This window comes from Nocardiopsis sp. NPDC055824 (genome assembly GCF_053616335.1).
On record NZ_JBSHDN010000322.1, the window covers coordinates 1 to 4,644 of the forward strand.

Genomic DNA, 4,644 nt, shown 5'->3' on the forward strand with positions numbered 1-4,644 from the left:
GGACGGCGCCGACCGCGCACAGGCCCTCGCCGACGGCACCGCGGTCGTGCCGGGGGGCGTGCTGGAGGGCCAGTTCGGCATCGCCCACGCGTGGACGATCGGCCTGTGCGCCCTCTTCGTCCTGGTCACCCTCGCCGTCGCCGTCCGCGCCAGGCGCACCACCCGGGGCGCGGTCGACTTCTACGCGGGCGGGCGCGGGTTCTCCAGCACGCAGAACGGGCTGGCCCTGACCGGCGACTACCTGTCGGCCGCGTCCTTCCTGGGCATCGCCGGGATGATCGCCCTCCAGGGCTACGACGGGTTCCTGTACTCCATCGGCTTCCTGGTGGCCTGGCTCCTGGTGCTGCCCATGGCCCAGCTGATGCGCAACACCGGCCGCTTCACCATGGCCGACCTGCCCGCCTTCCGCATGCGCCGGATGCGGGTGCGCCTGGCCTGCGCCGTCTCCACCGTCACCGTGTGCGTGTTCTACCTCGTCGCCCAGATGGTCGGCGCGGGGGCCCTGGTCGCCGTCCTGCTCGGACTGCACGACGGCGGGACCTTCCTGGGGATGGACGCCGGGCAGGCGCGCACCGGGGCGATCGTGCTCGTCGGAGTGCTCATGATCGCCTACGTCGTGTACGGGGGGATGAAGGCCGCCACCTGGCTCCAGATCATCAAGGCGGTCGCCCTGCTGGGCGCCACCGGCCTGCTCACGGCCCTCGTGCTCGCCCTGTTCTCCTTCGACCCGCGCGCCCTTCTCGGCGGGGCGGCCGAGGCCAGCGGGCACGGGCAGGCGTTCCTCGAACCCGGTCTGCGCCTCGGGGTGGAGGTGCCGGGCGACCCGGCCCGGACCCTGTTCAACAAACTCGACCTGATCAGCCTCGGACTCGCGCTGGTGCTCGGCACCGTCGCGCTGCCGCACATCCTCATCCGCTTCTACACCGTCCCCGACGGCCGCTCCGCGCGGGCCTCCGTGCACCGCACCATCGTCATGGTCGGCGTCTTCTACCTCATGACGCTCGCGCTGGGGTTCGGCGCCGCCGCCCTCGTGGGCACCGACCGCATCCTCGCCCTCGACCCGTCCGGCAACACCGCCGTGCCGATGCTCGCCGAGGAGGTGGGACGGCTGACCGCGGGCCCCGTCGGCGCCGCCGTGCTCCTCGCCCTGATCTCCGCCGTGGCGCTGGCCACCATCCTCGCCGTCATCGCGAGCCTCACCCTCGCCTCCTCGTCCTCCATCGCGCACGACCTGTTCGGCCACGTCCTCATGTGGGGGAGGCCCAAGGAGACGCAGGAGGTGGGGGTGGCGCGCCTCTCCGCCTGCCTGGTCGGCGGGGTCGCCATCGTGCTCGCCGTCCAGGCCCAGGACCAGAACGTGGCCTTCCTGGTGGGGCTGGCCTTCGCGATCGCGGCCGCCGCCAACCTCCCGGTCATCGTGCTCACCCTGTTCTGGCGGCGCTTCAACACCCGGGGCGTGGAGTGGGGGGTCTACGGCGGACTGTCGGCCACACTGCTGCTCATGCTCCTGTCCCCGGTCATGTCCGGCAGGACCGACCCGGTGACCGGCGAGAACCTCTCCGTGCTGCCCGCGGGGATCGACGTCCAGGTCTTCCCCATGGAGAACCCGGCCCTGGTCGCGGTGCCGATCGGCTTCGCGTGCGCGATCGTGGGCAGCCTGCTCTCGGCCGAACGCAACACCGCCAGGTTCACCGAACTCCGCGTGCGCTCCCTGACCGGCTGGGGCGCCGACCAGGGCTGAGCGGCCCGCGGGTCAGCGGGAGCCTCCCCGGGGGCCCGCGGCGGCCAGGGCCGCGGCCAGGTCGTGCAGCAGCTCCGGCAGGCGGGGCGCGTTGCGCGCGATCCGGTCCCAGGCGAGGGCCGTCCGGTCGAGCCGCTGCCGGGTGGTCGGCTCGCCCGTCCCCAGCCTGGCGGCGCGCCGTTCCGCCCGCCGGAACGAGGAGACGGCCGCCCACACGGCCGCCGACACCACCGGTCGGAAGACCCCCTTGCCGCGCACGTCCAGCACCGCCTCCACCGACCAGCGGCCGTCCGCCCCGGCGGTCGGCGCCAGCCAGGCGTCGACCTCGGCGACGGCGTGGCGGGCGCGCAGGCGGGCCGGACGGCCGCCGCCCCGGCCGGAGACCGCCGAGTACCAGTCACCGGTGGAGAACCGGAACTCTCCCGACGCGGACCGCAGCCAGGCGCCCCTCCCCGGCAGCTTCACCTCGGCGGCCCAGGTCAGCAGGCCCGCGGGCGCGTCGTGGGTGACGGCCCCCCAGGTGACCGGCGGTTCGGTTCCGCCGACCGCGTCGGGCATGCTGAAGTCCACGGAGGAGGTGCCCGTCTCGTCCCAGGCGGTGACGGTCAGCCCGGTACCGCTCCACCCCTTCTCCTCGTCGTCGGCGGGTTCGACGGGCACGCCCTCGGGGGAGAGCTCGGCCACGAGGTAGTGGCTCCGGGGCGCGAGGTGCCGCCCGGTCTGCAACTGGAGGGCGAGCTCCGCGGCGGTCACCTCCAGTTCGTCGGCCTCCGCCTCCGTCCGGGGGGAGCCCTCGCGCAACCGCGCGGCGGCGTCGCGCCGCTCCTCGCGCAGCTCCTCGGCCGACTCCCGGTCGACCAGCCCCAGCTCGTCCGCCCGCGCCACCAGGCGCTCCCACGACTCCGGGTCGGGGGGGAGCAGCCATCCCCGGCCGTCGAACCGGCAGCCCCGGGCGACCTCGTGCAGGGCGGAGACGATCCGCCCGACCACCTCCCGGTCCACTGCGGTGATGTCGAAGGTGTGGCTCAGGCGGGGCACGGCGTCTCCGGTGTCGTGGGCGGTCGGCGGGGCGCGTCGCGTACGCCTGCCAGCGTACGCACCCGGAGCGCCCGCCGGGGCACGGGAGGCGCCGGCCGGTCCGCCGGGGCGGCGCGCGGTCCGCCCTCCCCGGACCACGGGCGGCGGACGGGACCGCGCTTGCGGCGGCGCACCGGCGGCGGCAGGCTGGACACCATGACCGAGTACGTCGCACTGCTGCGCGGGATCAACGTCGGCGGTCACCGCCGCATCGCCATGGCCGACCTGCGCGCCCTGCTGGAGGACCTCGGGTACACCGGCGTCGCCACCTACGCGCAGAGCGGGAACGCCGTCTTCGGGGGAGGGGACGCAGACCCCGCGGAGGTGGCCGAGACGGTGCGGAACGGCATCAGGGACGTGCTCGGGCACGACGTCCCCACGGTGGTGCGGACCGCGGCCGGGATGCGCGCCGCGGTGGAGGCGAACCCGTTCGACGTCCCCGACCCCTCCGGGTTCCTCGTCCTCTTCTGCGCCGGCGCGGTGGACGCGGACGCGCTGAACGGGATCGACCCCTCCCGCCACCCCGGGGAGCGCATGGCGCTGGTGGGCGACCAGGTCTACACCTGGCACGAGGACGGGATCAGGTCCGCCGTACTGCCGGACCTCGTGGTCCGGCACGTCGACGGGACGGTCACGAGCCGCAACTGGCGGACCGTGCTGCGCCTGGTGGAGATGGTCGGGGACCGGGAGCGGGCCCGGCCCGCGACTGTCCGAGAGAAGTCCTCGGTGAACCGAGGACGGCGCGCACCGGACGCCGTCACGACCACGCGAAGGGGTGGTGCCCGTGCCGAGACGGTGGACCGTGATCCTGCGTGACCTGTCGGACACGGCGCGGCCGATCCGGCCCGAGGACTGCCACGGCCTCCTCAACCGGTGGTGGCCGCAGCCCCCGGAGGAGCACGCGGCGGCCAAGCGGTGGTCCATGAACGGGTGGCCTCGCCCCCTGGGCGACCGCCTGTACCACTGGACCCTGACCTGGCTCGACGACGAGGTGCCGCCCTCCCTGGACCCGGAGGACCTGGTCGGCGACCCGCAGCGGATCGGCGACCACCTGCTGGTGCCCCTCTCGGTGACGCGCACGCACGAGCGCACCTACGCCCAGATGCTCGTCGAGCCGCGGGGCCCGTCGGCGGTGCGCGCCGCCGAGGTGCGCAGCCGGACGCCCGTCGTCATGACCACCCGCGACGCCACGGGCGAGCGCATACCGCACATCTGGCCCAGCCCGCGGCGGCTCTTCGGAGCCGTGCACCGCTCGGGCGGCGGGATCGTCGGAGGCAGCGGGGCCGTCGGCGCCGTGGCGCGGTTCGCGCCGCCCGCCCTCGCCGAGAACTGGCTCGAACTCGTCCTGGGCGGCATGGCCCAGGTGCGCCGCACGCCCCTGCCGGGGGAGGAGGTGCGGCTGGCGGAGCACCACCACGCCGAGAACCGCACCGTCCTGGGCTGGCACGGCGGCTTCAGACTGGAGATGGCCGGCGGCGACCGGCGCCACGCCGACGCCTTCGCCACGCTCCTCGAACTCCTCGAACTCGCCGGTGTCGGCAAGTACACCGCCCAGGGCTTCGGCTCCGTGCGCGTGGACACGGTCACCTGCGGCCGGCCGTTCGCGGAGGCGCCTGTGTCCCGCGCGCGCAGGATGCCGAACCGGGTGGCCCGGCGCACCCCCCAGCGGGTGGGGGACGCCCACGTCCGCGCCGTCGCCGAGGCCGAGGAGTTCGGCGGCACGCTGTTCGACTGACCCCCAGACCGCCGGTTCCCGCCCGAGGACGGCGGGCGGGGACCGGTGCCCGACCAGGTCCGGCCGCGCCGGCTCCCACCCCGTGGACGGG

The 4,644-nt window shown here is 75.1% G+C and carries 4 protein-coding genes; 3 read left to right on the plus strand and 1 reads right to left on the minus strand.

The features are described from left to right. Nucleotides 1-46: 46 nt before the first annotated feature. Nucleotides 47-1,741, plus strand: a complete 1,695-nt coding sequence (locus ACWGL3_RS31085; protein WP_452462119.1) for a solute symporter family protein — start codon at nucleotides 47-49, stop codon at nucleotides 1,739-1,741. Between the two features lie 12 nt (nucleotides 1,742-1,753). Here the strand turns inward: ACWGL3_RS31085 and ACWGL3_RS31090 are convergent, their stop codons facing one another. After that, entirely contained in the window at nucleotides 1,754-2,779 is a 1,026-nt protein-coding gene (locus ACWGL3_RS31090) for a hypothetical protein (protein ID WP_452462118.1), read from the minus strand. 195 nt (nucleotides 2,780-2,974) lie between these two features. On the opposite strand from ACWGL3_RS31090, the gene ACWGL3_RS31095 reads away from it, so the two are divergent. Together ACWGL3_RS31095 and cas6 are read left to right on the plus strand one after the other, a co-directional pair. Then, on the plus strand, nucleotides 2,975-3,634 hold the full coding sequence (locus ACWGL3_RS31095; protein WP_267949004.1) for a DUF1697 domain-containing protein: 660 nt from the start codon (nucleotides 2,975-2,977) through the stop codon (nucleotides 3,632-3,634). After that, the gene (cas6, locus tag ACWGL3_RS31100; protein ID WP_344183241.1) at nucleotides 3,594-4,553 is read left to right on the plus strand and encodes a CRISPR system precrRNA processing endoribonuclease RAMP protein Cas6; all 960 of its coding nucleotides are present in this window, start codon (nucleotides 3,594-3,596) and stop codon (nucleotides 4,551-4,553) included. The genes ACWGL3_RS31095 and cas6 overlap by 41 nt, the downstream gene beginning before the upstream one ends. Nucleotides 4,554-4,644 lie beyond the last annotated feature (91 nt).

Bases quoted from the DNA above. Each gene is read 5' to 3' on its own strand.
- ACWGL3_RS31095 (WP_267949004.1), top strand. From the start codon at position 2,975: ATGACCGAGTACGTCGCACTGCTGCGCGGGATCAACGTCGGCGGTCAC.